This is a genomic window from Pseudomonas sp. AL 58 (assembly GCF_036348395.1).
Taxonomy (GTDB): Bacteria; Pseudomonadota; Gammaproteobacteria; order Pseudomonadales; family Pseudomonadaceae; genus Aquipseudomonas; species Aquipseudomonas defluvii.
This window is the reverse complement of record NZ_JAZBQR010000003.1, coordinates 86,263-110,400: the sequence shown is the minus strand read 5'-3', so window position 1 is coordinate 110,400 and position 24,138 is coordinate 86,263. Positions and strand designations below refer to the sequence as shown.

Below are 24,138 nucleotides of genomic sequence, written 5' to 3'. Positions count from 1 at the left end.
GTAACGGAAGCCGGGGTAATGGCTCCAGTGGCTCGCAGAGAAGGCTCTGTTACAGTGAGTGAAAACCCAGGAAAGTCCAGCCATGTGCCTGATCGTTTTTGCCTGGCGACCGGGGCATCCCCAGCCGCTGATCGTTGCCGCCAACCGCGATGAATTCTATGCCCGCCCTGCCCAACCGCTCAGCCATTGGGCCGATGCGCCAGGGGTGTATGCCGGCCGCGACCTGGAAGCCGGTGGCACCTGGCTGGGCGTCGGCCCTGCCGGTCGCTTCGCCGCACTGACCAACATCCGCGACCCCGACCAGCCTCTGGGCCAGCGCTCACGGGGCGAGTTGGTGTCGGGGTTTCTGACCGGGACGCAGCCTATCGAGGCCTATCTGGATCAGGTGGCCAACCGTGCCTCGGAGTACAGCGGCTTCAATTTGCTGCTGAGCGATGGGCAACAGTTGGCGTACTTGAGTGCGCGGGAGGCCACCCCTAGGCTGCTGGATACCGGCGTCTATGGCCTTTCCAATGCCGGGCTCGACACACCCTGGCCCAAGTTGCTCAAGGCCCGTGCTGCACTGCAGGCTCAATTGCATGAGCCTCAGCCCGAGGCATTGTTGACGTTGCTGGCCGATGGCCAACAGGCGGCAGAGAGCGAACTGCCGGAAACCGGCGTAGGCATGGCCACGGAGCGGCTGCTGTCGAGTGTGTTCATTGCCAGCCAGAGCTACGGCACACGGGCCAGCACGGTGCTGCTGGTGTCGGCGGATGGTTCGCGGCAGTTGGTAGAGCGCAGCTTCGGGCCCTTTGGCGGGCATTTGGGCGAGGTGGCATTGCACCTATGACGCTATGAACCTATGAAATGCGAACCTATGAAATGCGCGGTGCCTGAGAGACAGGCACCGCGCAAGGTTGTAGCGGTGACGCGGCGTAGCAGCCCCTACAAGGTCTTCGGCGACGCCGGGTTGATCATCCGCGCCAGGCCCAGGTTCTTCAGGGCCAATTGCAGCGAGCTGTGGATAACTTGCGGGTTGTCGATCTTCATGGCCTGGGCCAACAAGTCCTTGGACTGGCTCAGGCTGATCTGACGCAGCATCCACTTCACCTTGGGCAGGTTGGTGGCGTTCATCGACAGGCTGTCAAAGCCCATGGCCATGAGCAGCACCGCCGCCGCCGGATCACCGGCCATCTCACCGCAGATACTCACCGGCTTGCCTTCGGCATGAGCGTCGTTGACTACATTCTGCAACGCTTGCAGCACCGCCGGGTGCAGGTAGTCGTACAGGTCGGCAACCCGCGGGTTGTTGCGGTCGACGGCCAACAGATACTGGGTCAGGTCGTTGGAGCCGACCGACAGGAAGTCCACCATGCGAGCCAGTTCGCGGGTCTGGTAGACCGCCGCAGGAATCTCGATCATCACCCCCACCGGCGGCATCGGCACATCGGTGCCTTCATCACGCACTTCGCCCCAGGCGCGGTGGATCAGGTGCAAGGCCTCTTCCAGCTCATGAATACCGGAAATCATCGGCAGCAGAATGCGCAGGTTGTTCAACCCTTCGCTGGCCTTGAGCATGGCGCGGGTCTGCACCAGGAAGATTTCCGGGTGGTCGAGGGTCACGCGGATACCGCGCCAGCCGAGGAAGGGGTTGTCTTCCTTGATCGGGAAATAGGACAAGGCCTTGTCGCCGCCGATGTCCAGGCTGCGCATGGTCACAGGCTGCGGATGAAACGCCGCCAGTTGCTCGCGGTAGATCGCCAGCTGTTCCTTCTCGCTGGGGAAGCGCTGGTTGATCATGAACGGGACTTCGGTGCGGTACAGGCCGACACCCTCGGCACCGCGCTGCTGGGCGCGGGCGACATCGGCAAGCAGGCCGGTGTTCACCCACAGCGGCATGCGATGGCCGTCGGTAGTGATGCACGGCAGCTCGCGCAGGGCGTCGAGCCCCTGAGCCAACTGGCGCTCCTCTTCCACCACCTCGGCATACTGCTTGCGCAGTACCTCGCTGGGGTTGGTGTAGACCTCGCCGTGGTAGCCGTCGACGATCATCTGAATGCCGTCGACCTTGGAGTACGGCAGGTCGACCAGGCCCATGACCGTCGGAATACCCATGGCCCGGGCCAGGATCGCAACGTGGGAGTTACCCGAACCCAATACCGAGACCAGGCCCGCAAGCTTGCCCTCAGGCACTTCGCCAAGCATGGCAGGGGTCAGTTCTTCGCTGACCAGAATCGTGTTGTCGGGATAGACCAGCGTCTGCTGGCGGGCCTCCTGCAGGTAGGCCAGCAGTCGCCGGCCCAGATCCTTCACGTCGGAAGCCCTCTCCCGCAGGTAGTCGTCGTCCATCAGCTCGAAACGGCTGACGTGCTCGCCGACCACTTGGCGCAAGGCGCCCTGGGCCCATTGGCCGGTCTTGATCACCTGCACGACTTCACCGCCCAGGGCAGCGTCTTCGAGCATCATCAGGTAGACGTCGAACAACGCCCGCTCTTCTGGGCGCAACTGGGTAGCCAGCTTGGCCGAGAGGGTGCGCATGTCGTTGCGCACGCCTTCAAGGGCGTTGTTGAACAGGCTCAGTTCGGCGTCGATGTCCGTGACGGTCTTGTCCGGAACGACGTCGAGGTCGGCCGGCGGCAGCATGACCACGGCGGTACCGACCGCTGCACCCGGCGAACCCGGCACACCGACGAATTTGGCTTCCTGGATACCTTTGCCCTGGCGGCCCAGGCCACGGATCGAGCCCGTCGCCTCGGCATGGGCGATAACCCCGGCAAGCTGTGCGCTCATGGTCACGAGGAAGGCTTCTTCGCCCTCATCGAACTGACGGCGCTCTTTTTGCTGGATAACCAGAACACCAACCACCCGACGGTGGTGGATGATCGGCGCCCCGAGGAACGAGGCAAAGCGTTCTTCGCCGGTTTCGGCAAAGTAGCGATAACGCGGGTGATCGGCGGCGTTTTCGAGGTTCAGCGGCTCTTCACGGGTGCCCACGAGGCCGACCAGGCCTTCGTTGGGGGCCATGCTGACCTTGCCGATAGACCGTTTGTTCAGGCCCTCTGTGGCCATCAGGACGAAGCGGTTGGTTTCCGGGTCAAGCAAGTAGACCGAGCAGACCTGACTGCCCATGGCCTCTTTGACGCGCAAGACAATAATCCCCAACGCCGTTTTCAGATCCTTGGCGGAGTTAACTTCCTGGACGATCTTGCGCAGCGTATTGAGCATGGCTCGGGGTCGAACTCCGTCGTCAGTCGCGCGCCAACAGGCGCGGTGCAAGCTCTTTGAGAGCGCGGCGGTAAACCTCGCGCTTGAATGTCACCACCTGGCCCAGCGGGTACCAATAACTGACCCAACGCCAGCCATCGAACTCCGGTTTCCCGGTCAAATCCATCCGCACTCGCTGCTCATTGGACACCAGGCGCAGGAGAAACCATTTCTGTTTCTGGCCGATACACAGCGGTTGGCTGTGGGTACGCACCAGGCGTTGGGGTAAACGATAACGCAACCAGCCACGGGTGCAGGCAAGAATTTCAACATCATGTCGTTCAAGCCCCACTTCTTCGTTCAGCTCGCGGTACAAGGCCTCTTCTGGTGTTTCCTCGGGGTTGATCCCGCCCTGGGGAAACTGCCAGGCATCCTGGTTGATACGACGAGCCCATAGCACCTGCCCGGCATCATTCGTCAGAATGATCCCGACATTGGGGCGAAAACCATCGGGGTCGATCACGGCAGCAACCTCGCAAACGCATGTCCCCGCATTGTTCCACAAAGCCCACAAGGCCAGCAACGCGCCTGCGGACCTTATGTGCATCGATGTGAAAAGTCCGTATTCTTAAGGACTTTTCAGATGTTATGCGAGTGACTGCAATGCGCCTGGCTTTATTCGATCTGGACAATACTCTCCTTGGCGGTGACAGCGATCACGCATGGGGCGATTACCTCTGCGAGCGCGGCATTCTCGACCCTGTCGAGTACCAGAACCGCAACGATGCCTTCTATCAGGACTACCTGGCCGGCAAGCTGAATCTGAACGACTACCTGAACTTCAGCCTGGAAATCCTCGCCAGAACCGAAATGGCGCAACTCGACGAATGGCACCGCGATTTCATGCGCGACTGCGTTGAGCCGATCATCCTGCCCAAAGCCCTTGAACTGCTGGAAGAACACCGTAGCGCAGGCGACAAGCTGGTGATCATCACCGCCACCAACCGTTTCATCACCGGCCCGATTGCCAAGCGCTTGGGCGTACAAACCCTGCTGGCCACCGAATGCGAGATGATTGATGGCCGTTACAGCGGGCGCAGTACCGATATACCGTGTTTCCGTGAAGGCAAAGTGACACGCCTTAATCGCTGGCTGCTGGAAAACGGCTTCAGCCTGGAAGGCAGCCATTTCTACAGCGACTCGATGAACGACCTGGCGCTGCTGGAAGCGGTCGAACACCCGATTGCAGTCGACCCGGACCCGAACCTGCGCGCCGAAGCCGAAAAGCGTGGCTGGAGAGTCATCAGCCTGCGTGACTAAGGGCTGAAGGCAATCAATCGCCAGCACGTCCTGCACCCAAGTGGTACAGGGTGTGCTGGCGACAGGCGCGACGATTACACCGGTTTAGCGACCATCAGGCCGATGATGCTGAGGAAAATAACCGCGCTCAGCGCTGCCAGTATCACGACCGAGCGTCGACTGGCTGTGGCCTTGCCCAATCGCCCCACCAGCAGCAACCAGCACACGCACCCCAGCAGGTAGAGTACGGCCCCGCCAAGCAGCCAGGCCTGTTCCAGCGGCCAACCAATCAGGTGCACCAGCCACCAGCCACTGAAGGGCAGGCTGAACAGGCTCAGGCCCATCAGAATCCAGACGAACAACCAGGGCCGCTGCAGGCTCGTCGCAGGGCCGGCTACCGTATTGGCGCGCTGACGCCACGCCTGGAACACCAGCCCCAATGCACACCCCAGCGACAACGCCGTCGCCAGGCCATGCAACATTTTCATCACGCTTAAAGTTTCCATACGAAAGCATCCCACCCCATCAAAGCACCGTCTTGAGCGTAGCAGCCTCAGCCGAGGAACAGCCGGTACGCCGGGTTCTCGGTTTCATCCCAGTAGGGGTAGCCGATCTTGGCCAGCGCTGCGGGCACCAGATGGCGCTCTTCGTCCGGCACCTGCAAACCTGCAACCACACGGCCGTCGGCCGCACCGTGGTTACGGTAATGGAACATCGAGATGTTCCAGCGCCCACCCAGCTTGTTGAGGAAGTTGAACAGCGCACCCGGACGCTCCGGGAACTCGAAGCGCAGCACCATTTCGTTGCTGACACCCGCCGCATGACCTCCGACCATGTGCCGGATATGCAACTTGGCCAGTTCGTTGTCGGTCAGGTCGAGCACCGGGAAGCCCTGCTCACTCAGGCTTTGCAGCAAGGCGCTGCGCGGGTCGGTGTCAGGATGGGTCTGCACGCCAACAAAAATATGGGCTTCGCCCTCGGCGTGGTAACGGTAGTTGAACTCGGTGATCTGGCGCTTGCCAATGGCCTCGCAAAACGCCTTGAAGCTGCCCGGCTGCTCAGGGATGGTCACGGCAATGATTGCCTCACGCCCTTCCCCCAGCTCGGCGCGCTCGGCCACATGGCGCAGGCGGTCGAAGTTGACGTTGGCACCGGAGTCGATGGCCACCAGCGTCTGGCCGCTGACACCGCGCAGTTCGACGTATTTCTTGATGCCCGCCACACCGAGGGCGCCCGCAGGTTCGGTGATCGAGCGGGTATCGTCGTAAATATCCTTGATCGCCGCACAGATCTCGTCAGTACTGACGGTAATGACCTCGTCGACGTAGTCTTTGCAGATCTCAAAGGTGTACTGGCCGATTTGCGCAACTGCCACGCCATCGGCGAACAACCCGACCTGCGGCAATACCACGCGCTCACCCGCAGCCATGGCGGCTTGCAGGCAATTTGAGTCATCCGGCTCGACGCCGATCACCTTGATCTCCGGGCGCAGGTACTTCACGTAGGCCGCGATACCGGCAATCAGGCCACCACCACCGACCGGAACGAAGATCGCGTCCAACTGGCCCGGGTGCTGGCGCAGAATCTCCATGGCCACGGTGCCTTGGCCTGCGATGGTGTGCGGGTCGTCGTAGGGGTGGATGTAGACGAAGCCCTTCTCATCGACCAGTTTCAGCGAATAGGCCAGCGCTTCGGGAAAGGAATCGCCATGCAGCACAACCTTGCCGCCACGCGAGCGCACACCTTCGACCTTGATCTCGGGCGTGGTCTTGGGCATGACGATGGTTGCCTTGATGCCCAACTCCTTCGCCGCAAGTGCTACACCCTGGGCATGGTTACCCGCCGACGCGGTGACCACGCCACGGGCGAGTTCCTCGGGGGTCAGTTGGGCCAGCTTGTTGTAGGCGCCACGAATCTTGAAGGAGAACACCGGCTGCAGGTCTTCGCGCTTGAGCAGCACGGTATTGCCCAAGCGCTTGCTCAGCTGCCCGGCACGTTGCAATGGCGTTTCGACAGCGACGTCATAGACGCGCGAGGTGAGGATCTTCTTGACGTACTGTTCGAGCATCGGGAAAGCATCACTGGGCGGCTGGGACAAGGCCTGGGAGTCTACCCCAGCGCCCTGTCGGGCGACCACCGCCAGCCTGGGGTTTTAGCCGTTATACTAGGCAACCTCAGATACTCCTCCCCGCTTCGGAGCCCGCATGACCCAGGACCAACTCAAACAGGCTGTCGCCCAGGCCGCTGTCGATTTCATTCTGCCCAAGCTCGATGACAAGAGCATCGTCGGCGTCGGCACCGGCTCGACCGCCAACTGCTTCATCGACGCCCTGGCCAAGCACAAAGGTGCCTTCGACGGTGCCGTTGCCAGTTCCGAAGCCACTGCTGCGCGCCTGAAAGGCCATGGCATTCCGGTGTATGAGCTGAACACCGTCAGCGAGTTGGAGTTCTATGTCGACGGTGCCGACGAAAGCAACGAGCACCTGGCCCTGATCAAGGGCGGCGGCGCTGCACTGACCCGCGAGAAGATCGTTGCCGCCGTAGCCAAGACCTTCATCTGCATCGCTGACGCCAGCAAGCTGGTTCCGGTACTGGGCGCCTTCCCGCTGCCAGTGGAAGTGATCCCGATGGCCCGCAGTCACGTTGCCCGCCAACTGGTCAAACTGGGCGGCGACCCGGTGTACCGCGAAGGCGTGGTAACCGACAACGGCAACATCATCCTCGATGTGTACAACCTGCAGATCACCAACCCGGTGGAACTGGAAAGCCAGATCAACGCCATCGTTGGTGTCGTCACCAATGGTCTGTTCGCCGCGCGCCCTGCCGATCTGCTACTGCTGGGTACCCCGGAAGGCGTAAAAACACTGCGTAACTGATACACCCGTCAAGCGGGCCGGCCCCCAACGATGGTCGTTTACGGGGCCGGTTGCTTCTTGAAGATGTAGAACAGGTTGGGTTCACTGACCAGGTAGAGCGTCCCGGCATCGTCCAGGGCAATACCTTCTGCCTGCGGCACGCTCTGCTGCAGCCCTTGAAAACCCTTGTGCAGAGACAAGCTGTTCAACGGTTTCCCTTCAGTATCCAGCTCCAGTACCAGTTTCGATTCGTCCGACAAGGCCAGCAAATGGCCGCTGCGCTCATCGAACACCAGGCTCGACAAATCACGCATGAACAACCGTGAATCACGCTGGCGATCCTGCACTACATGCACGGAATAAGGCTGCCCGTCGCCCTCATGAGGGAACCCCTGCACCTCGTAGATCAACATCGGGTCGCGCTCCTTGGCCACGAACAGACGCTTGCCTGCCGAGTCATAGGCCAAACCCTCGAACCCTTTGTTGCCGTTCAGACCAACCCCCAGAGACAGCTGCTCAGCGGTACTGGCATCCAGCACGCGGGTGTCATCATTCAGTTGAACAAGGATCAGCCGCTGTTGGCGCTCGTCGGTGATGACATAGCTGCCAGGCCCGACATACTCAACGGCTTCCGGGTCGCCGAAACCAATCAACGGCAAGCGCCTCACGATGACGCCATCCAGCGACAGCTCTATCAGTTCTGAACGCTTGTTGGTGACACTGAACAGGCTTTTACGATCAGGGTCGTAGGTCAGTGCAGAGAGGTCATCGTCCAGCCCCTCGATAGGCTTGGCTTCAAGTACGACCTGATAGCGATCCAGGCCAATACCGTGCTCGACCGGCTGCCACCAGGTCTTGAGGTTGAACCAACCGCGCTCGAGCAATCGATACTCGTGCGCCGCCAAAGCCAACAAAGAAAGGGCCGACAGGCTGATAAGCAAAGCAAGCAGAGGTAAACGGATAAAACGTCGCATTCAGGCAGACTCAACAAAAATCGACCTAAAGCTAACCATACCCACCTGAATCGAAGCTTAAAGCACCAGGGCAAGCACGCTTAGTGCTTGCGGAAGCGATAGAACAGGTTCGGCTCGCTGACCATATACAGCGTGCCCTGCTCATCCATGGCAACCCCTTCAGCCCGTGGAATACGCTTTTGCAAACCGTTGAAGCCGCCCTGCAGGGTCATGAAGCTGACCTGTTGGCCCTGCTGATCCAGCTCGAGCAACATGTTGGAGTCGGCCGACAGCACCAGCATATGGCCCGTACGTGGATCGATGCCAAGGGCAGATACATTGCGCAGATCGAGTTCGTCGCTGGACAGCGACTGTTTCTGACCGCTCAATTGGCCCGAACCATCGCTACTCCAGGTGAACAACTTTGGTGGCCGCTCCTCACCCAACACCAACCGTTGGCGTTTTGGCTCCCAGGCAACCCCCTCGAACGCCTTGTTCTGATTCTTCGACGGCCCAAGGTCGTATTGCGGGAAGTCGGCGCTGTTCAGTGCCTTGGTATCGGCATCGACCCGGATGATGGTCACGGTATGATCGCGCTCATCAACAATTGCCATGCGCCCACCCTCCAGCACGGCAACCCCCTCGGGGTTGCTCCAGCCATTAAGGGGCATTTTGCGCAGCACATCACCGTCCAGCGTCAGTTGAACCAGGAACGGGTTCTTGCCCATCACCGCGAACAGGGTTTTGGTTTGCGGGTCGTAGGAGACATCTGAAGCTTCGTCATCTTCCATGCCAGGCAGCACCTTGGCATCAATGTCGGCGTGGTAGTCCGGCAACCAGACGCTAGCCCGTTGTTCTGCCGGGCTCTCGAAACGCTCTTTGATCCAGAGCAGGCCACGATCATCCCAATGCATGGCATAGGCCACGCCATAGCCGATGACCGCCGCAGTCGCCAACCAGGTCGACCAACGCAACATTAAAGGACGCTTGCGCACAGACGGCAGAGAATCGCCGGAAGGAAACGGTGTGGTCATCGAGGATTCCTGCTTGTTTTTTACCGATTTAATAGCACAGCACCGGCAGGTTCACGTGAACCAATGCGCAGGCATTATCCGGATGACTTGTGAAAAAATCGGTAAAAGCAGGCTGACTGTAACGATAAAGCAGGTGGCAGCCATTACGACTGCCACACAGGTCCAGCGTACCGGCGCTCAGAGTACCTTGCTTTCGAAACGGCTGATGCCAGGCAGCTCCAGCACCAGTTCGTCCCCCTGATTCAGCGGGCCGACGCCTGCTGGCGTACCGGTGAGGATCACATCACCGGCCTGCAGGGAAAACTGTGCCGCCATGTACTGGATCATCGGAACAATCGGATTAAGCATCAGCTCGCTGTTGCCATCCTGGCGTACCTCGCCATTGATGCTCAGACGAATGCCGATATCGGTCAGGTCCTCGAAGGTACTGGCCGGCACGAACGGCGCCAGAACGCAGGCACCATCGAACGACTTGGCCAATTCCCAGGGCAAACCCTTTTCCTTCAGTTTGGACTGGACGTCACGCAGGGTCAGGTCCAGTGCCGGGGCGAAGCCGGAGATCGCATCGAGCACTTCTTCTTCGTCGGGCTGGGTCGACAGCGACTTGCCCAGCAACACGGCGATTTCCGCCTCGTAGTGCACCGAGCCACGTTCGGTGGGGATCTTGAAACCACCCTCGAGCGGCACGACACAACTGCCGGGCTTGATGAACAACAAGGGTTCAGTCGGTACCGGGTTATTCAGTTCCTTGGCATGTTCGGCGTAATTACGGCCAATGCACACCACCTTGCCCAACGGGAAGTGAATACGCGTGCCGTCTAGATACTGGTGCTGGTAGCTCATTGCCGACTCCTGGCGCTGTTAATCACTTTTTGGGGAAACGCGTCACTCGACCGGGAAGATCTTGCCCGGGTTCATGATCCCATTCGGGTCGAAGGCGGCCTTAACCGCCTTCATGTACTCGATTTCCACGGGCGAACGGCTGTAGGTCAGGTAGTCGCGCTTGGTCATGCCAACACCGTGCTCGGCAGAAATCGAGCCGTTGTACTTCTCTACCGTTTCGAAAACCCATTTGTTGACGGTAGCGCACTTGGCGAAGAACTCGTCCTTACTCAGGTTTTCCGGCTTGAGGATGTTCAGGTGCAAATTGCCGTCGCCGATGTGGCCATACCAGACGACTTCAAAATCAGGGTAGTGTTCGCCGACAATCGCATCGATATCCTTCAAGAACGCCGGCACTTTCGATACGGTGACCGAAATGTCGTTCTTGTAGGGCGTCCAGTGCGAGATGGTCTCGGAGATGTACTCACGCAGTTTCCAGAGGTTTTTCAGTTGTTGCTCGCTCTGGCTCATCACGCCGTCGATCACCCAGCCTTGCTCCACACAGTGCTCGAAGGTTGCCAGGGCGTCGTTGGCCACCTCTTCGGTGCTCGCCTCGAACTCCAGCAAGGCATAGAACGGGCAGTCGGTGTCAAAGGGTGCAGGCACATCGCCACGCGCCATGATCTTGGCCAGGGCCTTGTCGGAGAAGAACTCAAAGGCGGTGAGGTCCAGCTTGCCCTGGAAAGCATGAAGCACCGGCATGATCGAGTCGAAGTCCGGGGTGCCCAGGACCATCGCGGTGAGGTTCTTCGGCGCGCGGTCCAGGCGCATCGTGGCTTCAACCACAAAGCCCAGAGTGCCTTCAGCCCCAATGAACAACTGACGCAAATCGTAACCGGTGGCGTTCTTGATCAAGTCCTTGTTCAACTCAAGCAGGTCGCCCTTGCCGGTGACGACTTTCAGGCCAGCCACCCAATTACGGGTCATGCCGTAGCGAATAACCTTGATACCGCCGGCATTGGTGCCGATATTGCCACCAATCTGGCTTGATCCTGCTGAAGCAAAGTCAACCGGGTAGTACAACCCCTGGTCTGCCGCGAACTGCTGCAGTTGCGCGGTAATCACCCCAGGCTGGCAGACGACCGTACGATCACCGGCGTTGAAACCGAGAATCTGGTTCATGTAGTCGAAGGCCACTACCACTTCGCCATTGGCCGCCACGGCTGCGGCGGAAAGCCCGGTTCGCCCGCCCGACGGCACCAGCGCAACCTTGCGCTGGTTGGCCCAGCGGACGATGGCCTGTACCTGTTCGATGCTCTTAGGAAACACGATGGCCAGCGGTGCCGGCGCAAAATGTTTGGTCCAATCCTTGCCGTACGTATCGAGGGAAGCAGCGTCGGTCAGTACCTTGCCAGGTTCAACCAGAGTCAACAGCTCATCAATCAGCGCAGGATTGGTCATCGATAGAACTCTCGAACAATTCATAGTCACCCTGAGGACTCTTCACGTGCCAGGGATGGGCGTATCAAGGGGTCGTTATGCTAGCATATGCCCCCCGCTAATCGTGCTTCAGGCCGATCTGCGACAGCTTCTCTTCCCTGCCATTTTTTCTCCGGGACACAGGTTTACGCAGATGAGCAAGACTTCTCTCGATAAGAGCAAGATCAAGTTCCTTCTCCTCGAAGGCGTCCACCAAACTGCCGTGGACGTCCTTAAGGCCGCCGGGTACACCAACATTGAGTACCTCACCGGCTCTCTGCCCGACGCCGATCTGAAGGAAAAGATCGCCGATGCTCACTTCATCGGTATCCGCTCGCGCACTCAGCTGACCGAAGAGGTTTTCGACTGCGCCAAGAAACTGGTCGCTGTCGGCTGTTTCTGCATTGGTACCAACCAGGTCGACCTCAACGCGGCTCGCGAACGCGGTATCGCCGTGTTCAACGCACCTTACTCCAACACCCGTTCCGTTGCCGAACTGGTACTGGCCGAGGCCATCCTGCTGCTACGCGGCATCCCGGAGAAGAACGCGTCCTGCCACCGTGGTGGCTGGATCAAGAGCGCGGCCAACTCCTTCGAGATCCGTGGCAAGAAGCTGGGTATCGTCGGCTACGGCTCGATCGGCACCCAACTGTCGGTCCTGGCTGAAGGCCTGGGCATGCAGGTTTACTTCTACGACACCATCACCAAGCTGCCGCTGGGTAACGCCACTCAGGTGAACAACCTGCACGAGCTGCTGGGCATGTGCGACATCGTCTCGCTGCACGTTCCAGAAACCGCAGCCACCCAGTGGATGATCGGCGAGAAGGAAATTCGCGCCATCAAGAAAGGCGGCATCCTGATCAACGCCGCCCGTGGCACCGTGGTCGAACTGGACCACCTGGCTGCGGCCATCAAGGACAAGCACCTGATCGGCGCCGCCATCGACGTGTTCCCGGTCGAGCCACGCTCCAACGATGAAGAGTTCGAAAGCCCGCTGCGCGGCCTGGACAACGTCATCCTGACCCCGCACATCGGTGGCTCGACTGCCGAAGCGCAGGCCAACATCGGCCTGGAAGTGGCAGAAAAGCTGGTCAAGTACAGCGACAACGGTACGTCGGTATCCTCGGTCAACTTCCCTGAAGTGGCCCTTCCGGCCCACCCAGGCAAGCACCGTCTGCTGCACATCCACCAAAACATCCCGGGTGTTCTCAGCGAGATCAACAAGGTCTTCGCCGAAAACGCCATCAACATCTCCGGTCAGTTCCTGCAGACCAACGAGAAGGTGGGTTACGTGGTTATCGACGTAGATGCCGAGTACTCCGACCTGGCCCAGGAAAAACTGCAACAGATCAAGGGCACCATCCGTTCCCGCGTTCTGTTCTAAGCATCCTGCGGCATAAAAAAGGGAGGCCCTGATGGCCTCCCTTTTTTTGTGTGCCGTGTTTACTTGACGGTCACTGTGATCTTCTTCGATTCAACACTCGGCTTGAATGGCACGTGGAACTTGTCGCCCAGCACCAGTTGCAGCGTGTGCTTGCCTGGCGTCAAGGTGATCTGGGTTTCAGTCTGCGCCTTACCGAAATGAACAACATGCTCACCCGGCGGCAGCGGCTGATTGTCGGCCGGCAACACCGTGGCTGGCAGCACCTGGTCAGCAGCAGGCTCTTTGCTCACGTCGACCAACAGGTGGTGGTGACCGGTGTGCGGGGTATCATCGCCGGCAGGCTTGAGCGCCATGCCTTCGATACCAAACTTGACGGTAAAGGTCTTGTCCACCGTAGCCCCATCGGCAGGGGACAGAATGGAAACCTTGGCCCCTGCAGGTGGTTCCTGGCTTTTCAGGCCCTCGGCTGCTGCCAGAACGGAGACGCCCATTAGCAGACCAGCAATAGCTGCACACGAAATCAGGCTTTTCATTCACTACTCCTGTGATTTACTTCACTAACAGAGGCTGCAAAATAGTGCGGCAGCAGCCAGTAACCATAGATCAATTGGAACGGTCTGTGTTTGTCTGTCTTCCTACAAAATATTTTGTAGGAAACGTCTAACATCCACTACCGACCAAGGTCCTAGGTGGCGTTCGACCGCAGCATTTGCATAAAGTCGCGGCGAACCGATCTTCAACTGCCAAAATAAAACAGGGGCAACAATGCGTTTGACCATAGGGGTATTGCTTGCAGCCCTGCTCAGTACAGCAGCGCACGCGGAACTGATCGACGACGTTAACGACCGCAACGAACTGCGCATTGCCGTCCAGGCATCCAACCCACCGTTCAATTTCAAGGACAATGACCAACTGAGCGGCTTCGAGATTGAACTGGGACGCGCCCTGGCAAATGAACTGGACGTCAACGCCTCGTTTATCGTGACCGACGCCACCGACCTGATCATGGGCGTGGAAAGCGGCAAATACGACATCGCCCTCAATCAGATCAGCGCAACCCCTGAGCTCAAGGATCGCCTGGATTTCAGCGCGCCCTACAGCTACTCCAGCGCCCAACTTATCGTGCGCAAGGAAGAAAAACGCCCACTGACAACCCTTGATGCCCTGAAGGGGCACACCCTGGGCTTCGTTCAGGGCAGCCAGTTTGCCGAACAGGCGCGCGTCATTGAAGGCGTAGACCTGCGCGGCTATCCGGATACGCACCAGCCCATAAAGGACATGGCCGACGATCAGATCGACGCCGTCATCAGTGATCGTTTGCTGGTGCCCTATGCCGTGCGCGACAGCAAACTGCCCGTTACCGAAGGTGCAACTGTCGGCCCTGTGCTCAACCTGGCGATTCCCTTCCAGAAGGGTAACCCGGCTTTCCACAGCGCTCTGGACAGCGCACTGCAGCGCATCAAGAACGATGGTCGGTTGAGCGCGATGTCGGAAAAATGGTTCGGGATGGATGCCAGCAAACCGCCGAAGCCTTAAGCCTTAAGCCTCAAGCGCATTCAATGCCTGTAATGCGGCGTCCAGCTCCAGCTCGCTGAAGACCTGAACGCCCTCGCGGCGCAGCAGTGCCGTGGTAACACCCTCGCCCGGCACCTTGGTGCCACTGAACGTGCCGTCATAGGTCAGGGCATTGCCACAGGACGGGCTACCAGACTTGAGCACGGCAATATGGATGCCGTGTTGCCGCACCAGCTGCAATGCCCGCTCGGCACCGGCCAAAAAGGCCGTACTGACATCCTCGCCATCGACGTTCACGACCACTACACGCCCCTCAAGTACGGCAGCGCCCTGGCCTCCGGGGATTTCCGCAGGTGGCCGCGGTGTCGGCAAACCACCTGCCACCTCGGGGCACAAGGGCACGACACGACCTTGCCGTTGCCATTGCAGCAGGCAATCCGGATACCCGCTGGCACGACCGTCATAACGCACCGGCTGGCCGAGCAGGCAGGCACTGACCAACACCTTGTGCATGTCAGAACGGCTCGTTGCCGCGTCGGCGAAACCAGCCCGTCAGGGACAGGCGATCACGAGTGGCCGGCAGCACCTCATGGGGAATGTCCCCGGAGAGGAACACCACCAGGCAACCGCCAGTTGGCTGTACATCATGCTCGACCCCACCCTTGAGGCTCATGCGCAGTTGTCCGCCGTTCTCTGGCAGCCAGGCTTCATTGAGGTAAAGCACCGCCGACACCATACGTCGGTCATCGTCGCGGAAGCGGTCCAGGTGCTGGCGATAGAACGCACCTGGCGGATAGAACGCAAAGTGGCATTCAAAGTCCTCAAGCCCAAGGAACAAGCTGCGGTTCATTGCCTCGCGCAGGCTGTCCATCACCCCCAGGTACTGATCGCAAGCCTCGGACTCACCGGGCTCGATCCACTGGATATGGTCGCCGCGAATGCCCTCGCGAACCTCCTGGCTGGCGCCGCGCCCGACGGCTGCCGGGGCTAGATCACCCTCGGTCTCACGCTTGCGGCACTCAGCCGCCAGCGCCCGCGTCAGGGTTTCTGGCAGGAAAATATTCTGCTGCGACCAGCCATGGCTGGCCAGGTCATCAACGATACGTAACAACAGTGGGTGATCAGAGGATATGCGCATGCCGCGCATAGTATCTATCTGCCAAAAAAATCGACAGCGCCACTTGGCTGACAGAACACATCGCGTCTCGACAAAGGCCCGCCAAGCCACGGACAATAGCGCTCTGCCGACAGGAGTCTTTAATGCGTCGTTTGTTTTTTCTGCTGCTATTGAGCTGCACCATGCCTGTCTGGGCAGACAGCCTCGACCAACTCTACAAGGTCGCCGGCTGGCCTGAGCAGCGCGCCCACTTTACCGATGCCCTCGATGCCGCCCAGCAGCGCTACCAAAACAGCCTGCCGCCTGCGGTGTTTCAAGCATTGGTCAACAACAGCAACCAGCGTTTCGAGCCAAAGGCTGTAGACGCGCGTGCCGCAGCCCAGTTACGCGCCAACCTGAGCAATCCGACACCAGCCCTGGCGTTTTTCCAGTCGCCGCTGGGACGCAAGATCGTCGCTGCCGAGCTGCTGGCCACGCGCCGCGACCAATTGGCCAAGAATGCCAAGGGCTTGCCGCGTATTCAGGCCAGCGATACCCGCCTGTTGATCATTGGTCACCTGGCCAAGGCCCTGCCGGCCCGCGAAGCCGGTGCCGAAGTCAGCCTGGCGATTGCCGGCGTGGCGGCGGACAGCCTCAGCCAGATGATTCCGGGACTGCTCGGTGGTGCTCAGGCTCAGGGCATGCTTGACGGCCAGCGCGCACGGCTGATGGAGCAGATCGGCAACGACCTGAACAACACCCTGCTCTACGTCTACCGCGACCTGTCGGACCCGGAGCTGGAAGAGTTCGCCAGTTTCGCCGAGTCTGCAGAAGGTCAGGCCTACTACAAGGCCGCCCTCGCGGCGATTCGTGCCGGCCTGGCAGTCGGCCAGAACAGCGCCGACCTCAAGTAAGGTGCTCGCCAATGAACGCGAAGTAGCGCTGGCGAATCGTCGGCAGTTCATTGGCCAGGTGGTGTCGCGCCTCGGGCAGCATCAGCACCTGAGGCTGGGCGAATTTCTCCCGTAGCACCAACAGGTTATGCGGCCAGTCAACGGTCATGTCCGACTGCCCCTGAATGATCAGCGGCCGACGCGTACTCGGCGGCGCCGCCTCGATACGCTTGACCCATTCAATCAGTGCTCCAACCCAGGCCGTGGGCAAACGCCGCGGCTGCAAGGGGTCTGCCAGCAGGAACGGCAGAAACGTCGGGTCGTTGGTGTTCTCGCTGAAACGCCGCTCAATGCCCTTCACGAACGGTCGCAACAGGTAGTAGCTGAACCTCGACCAGCCCCAGGCGCGAGGTCGCACCAGCGGTGCCAGCAAAATCACCCGGCCCTGGATCGGGCTGTCATCGCCGTGATTCAGTACATGGTCGATCACGATGGCGCCGCCCGTACTTTGCCCGCACAGGTGCCAGGGCTGTGGCAGGCCTAGTGCGGCCGCTTGCGCGAACAAGGCCTCAAGCACCTGTTGATACACCGCAAAGTCATCGATACTGGCCCGCTCGCCACTGGACAGGCCATGCCCGGGCAGGTCACAGGCAATCACACTGAAGCCCTGGTCCAGCGCCCAGTCGATGACATGCCGGTACAAGCCCATATGGTCGTAGAAGCCGTGCAACAGGATCAGTGTCGCCACCGGGGCCGGCGCCAGCCAGACCTGGCCGACCACGTCATAGCCGGCCACCTGGAATCGCCCCAACCAGCGCTCCACCGGTACCGGGCGCGCCGGCAGGTCCAGACCATAAAAGTGCTGATACGCCGCCGCCTGCGCTGACAGCGGCTGACGAGCCGATAGCGGCTGCAAGCTGGCGCGCAAAGCATCTGGCTGGAACGAAGCGGACATAGCGGGCATCCAGGCACAAAAACAAAGGATTGATCCACGATATTCATCTGTCGTCACTGGCATGGCAAGCTATGCGCCCTTTTGTGGACCCATGGACATGCCTCGACCACGTGCAAAAACGCTGTTAACCGGCCTGACCCTGCTGCTTTGCGCAGCCATCCTGTGGTGGGCCTATGACAGCTTCCAGAGCCGCTACCTGCGCACGTTCGACAACCAGTCCGCACTGTTTTCCGGTGACAACCTGCACCTGCCTGCCAACCTCGCCGGCCCCGGGCCGATCCGCGTGGTGCACTTCTGGGACCCGGCCTGCCCGTGCAATGTTGGCAACCAACAGCACCTGAGTGAGTTGATCGCACATTTTGCGCCCCAAGGCGTAGCCTTCTATGCAGTACAGAAAGCAGGCAGCCGCGGCCAGCTGCCGCCCAACCTGAGCGCCCTGAAGCCCTTGCCGACACTGCCAGGCGCTGAACAGCTGCCCGCCAGCCCAGCCGTGGCGATCTGGGACCGAGACGGCAAGCTGGCCTATTTCGGCCCTTACAGCGAAGGCGCGACCTGCAATTCGAACAACAGCTTCATCGAGCCGATTCTGCAGGCACTGAGCCAAGGACGCTCAGTCAGCGCCACGCATACCTTGGCAGTGGGCTGCTACTGCCCATGGGGCACCTGATTTCTCACCCACCCCTGGCCGATGGGTGGCCTTTGCAACGTCTATCCTCTGTCCGAAAACACACGCGCCCGTTGTTGAAGCCGTCACTCGCCCCACACAAGGAGTCTCGATGAAACGCAGCCTGAGCTTACTCGCCGTCACCCTCACGGCACTGGCCGCCGGTGGCTTCTGGTATGTACAGAGCAAGTTGCCGCAACGTCAGGGCGAGGTAACACTGGCCAACCTGCAAGCACCCGTCAGCGTGCGCTATGACGAGCGTGGCGTACCGCATATCCGAGCGCGTAACGAGACCGACCTTTACCGAGCACTGGGTTACGTACATGCCCAGGACCGCCTGTTCCAGATGGAAATCATGCGCCGTCTGGCCAGAGGTGAACTGGCCGAGGTGCTCGGGCCGAAACTGGTGCCAACCGACACGCTGTTCCGCAGCCTGCGCATCCGCGACCAGGCCAAACTGATGGTGAGCCGTCAGGACAAACAATCGCCCGCCTGGATAGCCCTGCAAGCCTACCTGGACGGCGTTAACGCCTGGCAGGCCTCCCACCCCAAACCGATAGAGTTCGACATACTGGGTATCACGCCACGCCCCTTTACGGCCGAGGACACCCTGAGCATCGCCGGCTACATGGCGTACAGCTTTGCTGCCGCCTTCAGGACCGAACCGGTGCTCACCTATATCCGCGACCAACTGGGCCCGGACTACCTGAAAATCTTCGACCTGGACTGGCACCCTGAAGGCGCGGTACAGGCAGCACCGAAGCTCGCTGCCGCCGACTGGCAAAGCCTCAACCTGCTAGCCCAACGCAGCCAGCAGGCACTGTTTGACGCGGGTATCCCGCAATTCGAAGGCAGTAACGCCTGGGCCGTGGCCGGTAGCCACACCCGTAGCGGTATGCCGCTGCTGGCAGGCGACCCGCATATCAGTTTTGCCGTGCCAGCCGTGTGGTACGAAGCCGAGCTGTCCGCACCCGGCTTCAATCTGTACGGCTACCACCAGGCGCTGAACCCCTTTGCCTCGCTGGGGCATAACCGCGAGTTCGGCTGGAGCCTGACCATGTTCCAGAACGACGACCTCGACTTGATCGCCGAACAGGTCAACCCGACACAGCCCAATGAGGTTCGTATCAACGGCCAATGGCAAGCGCTGACACGTAGCGAAGAGCAGATCATGGTCAAGGGCGAACACCCGGTGACCCTCGCACTGCGCAGCTCACCGCATGGGCCAATCGTCAACGACGTGCTAGGCAAAACCGCCAGCACCACCCCGATCGCCATGTGGTGGACGTTTCTCGAAAGTGAAAACCCGATACTGGATGGTTTCTACGAAATCAACCGCGCCAATACCCGGGACAAAATGCGCAGCGCTGCCGCGAAGATCCACGCGCCAGGCCTGAACCTGGTCTGGGCGAATGCCCGTGGCGACATCGGCTGGTGGGCCGCCGCCCGGTTGCCGATCCGTCCGGAGGGCGTCAACCCGGCATTCATCCTCGATGGCAGCAGTGCACAAGCCGACAAGCTCGGCTTCTACCCGTTCAGCGCCAACCCCCAACAGGAAAACCCGGCCAGCGGTTATATCGTCTCGGCCAATGCCCAGCCACAGTCACCGACCGGCATGCCCATTCCCGGCTATTACAACCCGGCCGACCGTGGTCAACAGCTGGCCCACCACCTTGCAACCGACCAGACCCAATGGGATATACACAACAGCCAGGCATTGCAGTTGGGCACCACCACCGGCTATGGCCCGCGCACCCTCGCACCGCTGTTGTCGGTACTGCGAGAAGTCGCCGAGGGGGAACAGGAAAAGGAACTGGTCGAGCAACTGGCCGCCTGGCCTGGCGACTATCCGCTGGACTCGATCAGCGCCACCGTGTTCAACCAATTCCTCTATGAGCTGAGCCGCGCCGCCCTGCACGATGAGCTGGGCGATCTGTGGTTTGACACCCTGATCTCGACCCGCGTCATTGACGCAGCGCTACCGCGCCTGGCCGCTGACCCTGACTCGCCGTGGTGGGAGCATAGAGGCAGCAACGAACGTGGCAACCGCAAGGATGCTGTTGTCCAAGCCTGGCATAACAGCCTGGCGCACCTGCGCAAAACCCTTGGCAGCGACCCGGCAAGCTGGCAATGGGGCAAAGCACACACCCTGACTCACGGCCACCCGCTGGGCCAACAGAAACCGCTGGACAGGCTGTTTAACGTAGGGCCGTTCAATGCCCCAGGCAGCCATGAAGTGCCGAACAACTTCTCGGCGAAGATTGGCCCGGCACCATGGCCGGTGACCTATGGCCCCTCGACACGCCGCCTGATCGACTTTGCCGATGCAGGCCAGTCCTTGAGCATCAACCCGGTTGGGCAAAGTGGCGTGTTGTTCGATACCCACTATGCCGACCAGGCCCGGGATTACATGGACGGGAAGTACCAGCGGGCGCAAATGGGGGTGATCCCGGCGAAAAGCATATTGCATCTGACACCGGAGCCCTGACAGCCCTGCGACCAACAAGTCGGTAAAGGCCAGCCTTGCTGGCCCCTACACCTCGCGGGAATGACAGCGACGAAAGCGTGCTTCCAGATTGCGATCGGGCATGGCATGGCTGCGCAGGGCGTTCAGGGTCTGCTCGACATAGTCGCGGGTGCTGCCATACCGCCCCTTGGCCTGGGCAAAGATCTGGCTGAGCAACGTATCCGGCAGATTGCCGGCGTAACACGGCAAGTGCCGCTCCAGGACAAAACCCAGTGCCTGAACCTTGCTGCCGTCATCCAGTCGGCAACTCAGCCAATGTGGCCGATAGGCCGGATAGGGCATTTCTCGCTGCCAGAGCGCCAGCAACGAATCGTGCAGATGCTCTTCCGGCAGACGGTAGGCAAACCCGCTGCAGGAGCCGCCGCGGTCCAGGCCAAAGACCAGCCCTGGGCACTCCGGCGTGCCACGGTGCTCATGGGACCACAGGTAGAGGCCGCGATGATAACCATGCACCCGCGCCCGACGCCGCTCCTCGGCGGAGCACTCTGGACGCCAGATCAACGAACCGTAGGCAAATAGCCAGACCGGCCCCCCTTGATGCAAGGCCATGGTGCGATGAACCGAGTGCAGAAGTTGCTCTTGAGTCAATTGCGACCCGAAATCAAGCAAGGGAGGATACGCCACATTCACAGATGCAGTTTCAATTGCCGACATAGCCGTCGCCAGAATTCCCCGTGAGTTAATTAGGTAACTCACTCTAAAACAAATACACAGTCCGTGCAGTTACCGTACGGTAGATAGCCCACGAAAAACAAGCCCTCAAACGGTCTGAAAGAGCCGCTGTACAAGTGTTTCAGCAAGTAATAGCAGACACTTGCAAGTGCCGCGAAAGTTAATTTCAGCCCCTGCAACAATGGCCTTTCATAATGGCAAGCGACAATAACGGTTAGTTAGTAAGGCGCGCTGTTGCAGCGCGCCTTGATCCCGTTAGCCGTTTCGCGGCGCATAGGCGAAGACATCGGCACGCATTTGATGCGCATCCATGCCGGCACTCACCAAAGCATCGAGCGTGGCATAGATCATGGCCGGCGAACCGCTGGCGTAGACCTGTACCGAAGTCAGTTCGGTAATGTCTTCACACACGGCTTCGTGCAACAGGCCGCAGCGCCCCTCCCAGCCACACAGGTCACTGACGACCTTGTGCAGGTACAGGTTAGGTAGCTGCTGCCACTCGTCCCAGTGCTCAAGCGCGTAGAAATCTTCTGGACGACGCACACCCCAGTACAGGTGCACCGGGTACTTGAAACCTTGCGCGCGGCAATGCTCGATCAGGCTGTGCATCTGCGCCATACCGGTGCCTGCAGCGATCAACACTAACGGGCCTTCCGGCAACTCGGCCAAGTGCGTATCACCGAACGGCAGCTCAACACGGGCCATGCCCTGACGCTGCAGTTGGGCAATCAAATCACGCGCACTGTTCTCACGGGCCAGCACGTGCAACTCCAGATCACGCCCACAATGTGGCGCCGAGGCCAGGGAAAAAGCCGATTTCTCGCCGTTTTCCCGCTCGATCATCAGGTACTGCCCAGCGTGATAGCGCGGTGGCTTGCCGGCAGGCGCACGCAGGCGCACGCGCCAGACGTCACCGCCAAGCTCGACACACTCACTCACCTGGCAAGCCAGCTTGCGCACTGGCAGCTCGCCCAGCGCCAACACACCGTCCCATAGCAAGGTGCAATCCTCGAGGGGTTCGGCAATACAAGTGAACAGTTCGCCGTGATCACGCACCTGCCCTTCCTGGCGCACACGACCGTCAACCAGCAGTGCGGCGCAGACATGGCAGTTGCCATTGCGACAGCTCTGTGGGCAGTCGTAACCGAGACGCTGCGCCGCTTCCAGAATCCGTTCTCCGGGCTTGATCGTCAATACCGCACCGGAAGGCTGCAACGTTACCTGCATCAGTCTATTCCCAACTGGTTCCACAACTCATCGATTCGCCGTGTGACAGCCTCATCCTTGACGATGACGCGGCCCCACTCACGGGTGGTCTCGCCTGGCCACTTATGGGTTGCGTCCAGGCCCATCTTCGAACCCAGCCCGGAGATCGGCGAAGCGAAATCCAGGTAATCGATTGGCGTGTTGTCGATCATCACCGTGTCGCGCTTGGGGTCCATGCGCGTGGTAATGGCCCAGATCACGTCATTCCAGTCGCGGGCATTGATGTCATCATCAGTGACGATAACGAATTTGGTGTACATGAACTGTCGCAAAAACGACCACACACCCAACATCACCCGCTTGGCATGCCCCGGGTACTGCTTCTTCATGGTCACTACCGCCATGCGGTAGGAACAGCCTTCCGGCGGCAGGTAGAAGTCGGTGATCTCCGGAAACTGCTTCTGCAGGATCGGGACGAACACTTCGTTGAGTGCCACACCGAGAATCGCGGGCTCATCCGGCGGCCGCCCGGTATAGGTGCTGTGGTAGATCGGCTTGGTCCGGTGGGTGATTCGCTCGACGGTAAACACCGGGAAGCTGTCGACTTCGTTGTAATAGCCGGTATGGTCGCCATAAGGCCCCTCTGGGGCCATTTCACCAGGATGAATCACCCCTTCCAGGATGATCTCGGCGCTCGCCGGCACTTGCAGATCACTGCCACGGCATTTGACCAGCTCGGTGCGGTTGCCCCGCAGCAGGCCGGCAAAGGCGTATTCGGAGAGGGTGTCGGGAACCGGGGTCACAGCGCCGAGAATGGTTGCCGGGTCAGCGCCCAAGGCCACCGCCACCGGAAATGGCTTACCCGGGTTCTTATCGCACCACTCACGGTAGTCGAGCGCACCGCCTCGGTGGCTCAACCAGCGCATGATGACCTTGTTGCGGCCAATCACCTGCTGACGATAGATGCCGAGGTTCTGGCGATCCTTGTTAGGCCCACGGGTAACCGTCAGGCCCCAGGTAATCAGCGGCGCGACGTCGCCTGGCCAGCAGGTCTGCACCGGCAGCATGCCCAGGTCGACATCATCACCCTCGATAACCACTTCCTGGCAGACCGCGTCTTTGACGACCTTGGGTGCCATCGACACGACCTTCTTGAAGATCGGCAGTTTCGACCAGGCGTCCTTCAAGCCTTTCGGTGGCTCTGGCTCCTTGAGGAAAGCCAGCAACTTGCCGATTTCGCGCAGCTCGCTGACCGACTCGGCACCCATGCCCATGGCCACGCGCTCAGGCGTGCCAAACAGGTTGCCAAGCACCGGAATATCATGCCCGGTAGGTCGCTCGAAGAGCAGGGCCGGGCCTTTGGCCCGCAGGGTGCGGTCGCAGACTTCGGTCATTTCCAGGACAGGAGAAATCGGAACCTGGATGCGCTTGAGTTCGCCACGCTGTTCCAGGCCGCGGATAAAGTCGCGCAAATCGCGATACTGCATGCGTAAGCCTCATGTTGGCCGTATCGGACGGGGTGGCAAAGTGTAGCCTTATACCCGGTCGGCCAGAATAGCCAATGTGCAGATAGCAAAAAGCCGGGTTTCCCCGGCTCTTGC

The 24,138-nt window shown here is 60.2% G+C and carries 23 protein-coding genes; 8 read left to right on the top strand and 15 right to left on the bottom strand.

Going from position 1 to position 24,138, the window contains the following annotated elements; genetic code table 11:
• Positions 1-82 precede the first annotated feature (82 nt).
• Positions 83-829 (top strand): NRDE family protein, encoded by a 747-nt coding sequence (locus UIA24_RS03560; RefSeq protein ID WP_330522201.1) that lies wholly within the window; start codon positions 83-85, stop codon positions 827-829.
• Between the two features lie 95 nt (positions 830-924).
• Here UIA24_RS03560 and ptsP read toward each other — a convergent pair whose 3' ends face one another.
• Together ptsP and UIA24_RS03550 are read right to left on the bottom strand one after the other, a co-directional pair.
• Complete coding sequence (gene ptsP / locus UIA24_RS03555) at positions 925-3,204, bottom strand: phosphoenolpyruvate--protein phosphotransferase (protein ID WP_065757998.1); 2,280 nt, start codon at positions 3,202-3,204, stop codon at positions 925-927.
• A 22-nt stretch (positions 3,205-3,226) separates the two neighbouring features.
• A complete protein-coding gene (locus UIA24_RS03550; RefSeq protein WP_065757999.1) occupies positions 3,227-3,706 on the bottom strand; it encodes an RNA pyrophosphohydrolase in 480 nt (159 codons plus the stop codon).
• A gap of 140 nt (positions 3,707-3,846) precedes the next feature.
• Here UIA24_RS03550 and UIA24_RS03545 point away from each other — a divergent pair, with 140 nt between their 5' ends.
• Complete coding sequence (locus tag UIA24_RS03545) at positions 3,847-4,503, top strand: HAD family hydrolase (protein WP_065758000.1); 657 nt, start codon at positions 3,847-3,849, stop codon at positions 4,501-4,503.
• Between the two features lie 74 nt (positions 4,504-4,577).
• On the opposite strand, the gene UIA24_RS03540 is transcribed toward UIA24_RS03545, so the two are convergent.
• Entirely contained in the window at positions 4,578-4,988 is a 411-nt protein-coding gene (locus tag UIA24_RS03540; RefSeq protein WP_065758001.1) for a DUF2269 family protein, read from the bottom strand.
• 47 nt (positions 4,989-5,035) lie between these two features.
• A complete protein-coding gene (gene ilvA, locus UIA24_RS03535; protein ID WP_065758002.1) occupies positions 5,036-6,550 on the bottom strand; it encodes a threonine ammonia-lyase, biosynthetic in 1,515 nt (504 codons plus the stop codon).
• A 136-nt stretch (positions 6,551-6,686) separates the two neighbouring features.
• Here ilvA and rpiA point away from each other — a divergent pair, with 136 nt between their 5' ends.
• On the top strand, positions 6,687-7,358 hold the full coding sequence (gene rpiA / locus UIA24_RS03530) for a ribose-5-phosphate isomerase RpiA (protein ID WP_099773307.1): 672 nt from the start codon (positions 6,687-6,689) through the stop codon (positions 7,356-7,358).
• Between the two features lie 38 nt (positions 7,359-7,396).
• On the opposite strand, the gene UIA24_RS03525 is transcribed toward rpiA, so the two are convergent.
• The 4 genes from UIA24_RS03525 to UIA24_RS03510 form a co-directional block, all read right to left on the bottom strand.
• Entirely contained in the window at positions 7,397-8,311 is a 915-nt protein-coding gene (locus tag UIA24_RS03525) for an SdiA-regulated domain-containing protein (RefSeq protein ID WP_099773306.1), read from the bottom strand.
• An 80-nt stretch (positions 8,312-8,391) separates the two neighbouring features.
• On the bottom strand, positions 8,392-9,267 hold the full coding sequence (locus UIA24_RS03520; RefSeq protein WP_442963003.1) for an SdiA-regulated domain-containing protein: 876 nt from the start codon (positions 9,265-9,267) through the stop codon (positions 8,392-8,394).
• Positions 9,268-9,501: 234 nt separating this feature from the next.
• Positions 9,502-10,167: a fumarylacetoacetate hydrolase family protein gene (locus UIA24_RS03515; RefSeq protein ID WP_065758006.1), complete on the bottom strand. Its 666-nt coding sequence runs from the start codon at positions 10,165-10,167 to the stop codon at positions 9,502-9,504.
• A 42-nt stretch (positions 10,168-10,209) separates the two neighbouring features.
• A complete protein-coding gene (locus tag UIA24_RS03510; RefSeq protein ID WP_330522199.1) occupies positions 10,210-11,607 on the bottom strand; it encodes an FAD-binding oxidoreductase in 1,398 nt (465 codons plus the stop codon).
• Positions 11,608-11,779: 172 nt separating this feature from the next.
• On the opposite strand from UIA24_RS03510, the gene serA reads away from it, so the two are divergent.
• Positions 11,780-13,009 (top strand): phosphoglycerate dehydrogenase, encoded by a 1,230-nt coding sequence (serA, locus tag UIA24_RS03505; RefSeq protein ID WP_065758008.1) that lies wholly within the window; start codon positions 11,780-11,782, stop codon positions 13,007-13,009.
• Between the two features lie 59 nt (positions 13,010-13,068).
• Here serA and UIA24_RS03500 read toward each other — a convergent pair whose 3' ends face one another.
• Positions 13,069-13,542: a DUF4399 domain-containing protein gene (locus UIA24_RS03500; protein WP_330522197.1), complete on the bottom strand. Its 474-nt coding sequence runs from the start codon at positions 13,540-13,542 to the stop codon at positions 13,069-13,071.
• A gap of 232 nt (positions 13,543-13,774) precedes the next feature.
• On the opposite strand from UIA24_RS03500, the gene UIA24_RS03495 reads away from it, so the two are divergent.
• Positions 13,775-14,545, top strand: a complete 771-nt coding sequence (locus UIA24_RS03495) for a transporter substrate-binding domain-containing protein (protein WP_065758010.1) — start codon at positions 13,775-13,777, stop codon at positions 14,543-14,545.
• Between the two features lie 3 nt (positions 14,546-14,548).
• Here UIA24_RS03495 and UIA24_RS03490 read toward each other — a convergent pair whose 3' ends face one another.
• Complete coding sequence (locus UIA24_RS03490) at positions 14,549-15,037, bottom strand: DUF523 domain-containing protein (RefSeq protein ID WP_330522196.1); 489 nt, start codon at positions 15,035-15,037, stop codon at positions 14,549-14,551.
• A 1-nt stretch (position 15,038) separates the two neighbouring features.
• A complete protein-coding gene (locus UIA24_RS03485) occupies positions 15,039-15,671 on the bottom strand; it encodes a 2OG-Fe(II) oxygenase (RefSeq protein ID WP_330522195.1) in 633 nt (210 codons plus the stop codon).
• A gap of 113 nt (positions 15,672-15,784) precedes the next feature.
• Between UIA24_RS03485 and UIA24_RS03480 the strand changes: the two genes are divergently transcribed.
• Positions 15,785-16,534 carry a DUF2059 domain-containing protein gene (locus tag UIA24_RS03480; RefSeq protein ID WP_330522194.1) on the top strand — a complete coding sequence of 250 codons (750 nt, stop codon included), beginning with the start codon at positions 15,785-15,787 and terminating at the stop codon, positions 16,532-16,534.
• Here UIA24_RS03480 and UIA24_RS03475 read toward each other — a convergent pair.
• The gene (locus tag UIA24_RS03475) at positions 16,527-17,468 is read right to left on the bottom strand and encodes an alpha/beta hydrolase (RefSeq protein WP_065758014.1); all 942 of its coding nucleotides are present in this window, start codon (positions 17,466-17,468) and stop codon (positions 16,527-16,529) included. The two genes, UIA24_RS03480 and UIA24_RS03475, sit on opposite strands and share 8 nt — an antisense overlap.
• Before the next feature lie 97 nt (positions 17,469-17,565).
• Here UIA24_RS03475 and UIA24_RS03470 point away from each other — a divergent pair, with 97 nt between their 5' ends.
• On the top strand, positions 17,566-18,135 hold the full coding sequence (locus tag UIA24_RS03470; protein WP_330522193.1) for a DUF6436 domain-containing protein: 570 nt from the start codon (positions 17,566-17,568) through the stop codon (positions 18,133-18,135).
• A 109-nt stretch (positions 18,136-18,244) separates the two neighbouring features.
• Entirely contained in the window at positions 18,245-20,620 is a 2,376-nt protein-coding gene (locus UIA24_RS03465) for a penicillin acylase family protein (RefSeq protein WP_330522192.1), read from the top strand.
• Positions 20,621-20,665: 45 nt separating this feature from the next.
• Here UIA24_RS03465 and UIA24_RS03460 read toward each other — a convergent pair whose 3' ends face one another.
• The 3 genes from UIA24_RS03460 to ubiD form a co-directional block, all read right to left on the bottom strand.
• Positions 20,666-21,313, bottom strand: coding sequence for a gamma-glutamylcyclotransferase (locus UIA24_RS03460; RefSeq protein ID WP_099773300.1), 648 nt, complete (start codon positions 21,311-21,313; stop codon positions 20,666-20,668).
• Between the two features lie 273 nt (positions 21,314-21,586).
• Positions 21,587-22,558 carry a CDP-6-deoxy-delta-3,4-glucoseen reductase gene (locus UIA24_RS03455; protein WP_065758018.1) on the bottom strand — a complete coding sequence of 324 codons (972 nt, stop codon included), beginning with the start codon at positions 22,556-22,558 and terminating at the stop codon, positions 21,587-21,589.
• Positions 22,558-24,024 (bottom strand): 4-hydroxy-3-polyprenylbenzoate decarboxylase, encoded by a 1,467-nt coding sequence (gene ubiD / locus UIA24_RS03450; protein ID WP_099773298.1) that lies wholly within the window; start codon positions 24,022-24,024, stop codon positions 22,558-22,560. The genes UIA24_RS03455 and ubiD overlap by 1 nt, the downstream gene beginning before the upstream one ends.
• Between the last annotated feature and the right edge of the window lie 114 nt (positions 24,025-24,138).